This window comes from Vogesella mureinivorans (genome assembly GCF_007644035.1).
Taxonomy (GTDB): domain Bacteria; phylum Pseudomonadota; class Gammaproteobacteria; order Burkholderiales; family Chromobacteriaceae; genus Vogesella; species Vogesella mureinivorans.
Window position 1 is genome coordinate 1 of the sequence record NZ_VMTV02000578.1, and the last position, 273, is coordinate 273.

Annotated in this window: 1 pseudogene; it reads left to right on the forward strand. The window is 66.7% G+C overall.

Going from position 1 to position 273, the window contains the following annotated elements:
- A pseudogene (locus tag FLQ44_RS16355) lies at nt 1–273 on the forward strand (transketolase, pyrimidine binding domain protein); the annotation flags it as partial.

The window sequence follows — 273 nt, forward strand, 5'->3', positions numbered from 1 at the left end:
CTGACCATGCTGCTGCCCCACGGCTACGAAGGGCAGGGGCCCGAGCACTCCTCCGCCCGTCTGGAGCGGTTCCTGCAGGCCTGCGCCGAGGACAACATCCAGGTGGCCAACTGCACCACCCCGGCCAACTATTTCCACATCCTGCGACGCCAGATGCACCGGCCGTTCCGCAAGCCGCTGATCATCATGACGCCCAAGTCGCTGCTGCGTCACAAGAAGGCGGTCTCGCCCCTGCACGAACTGGCGGAGGGCTCGACCTTCCACCGGGTGCTG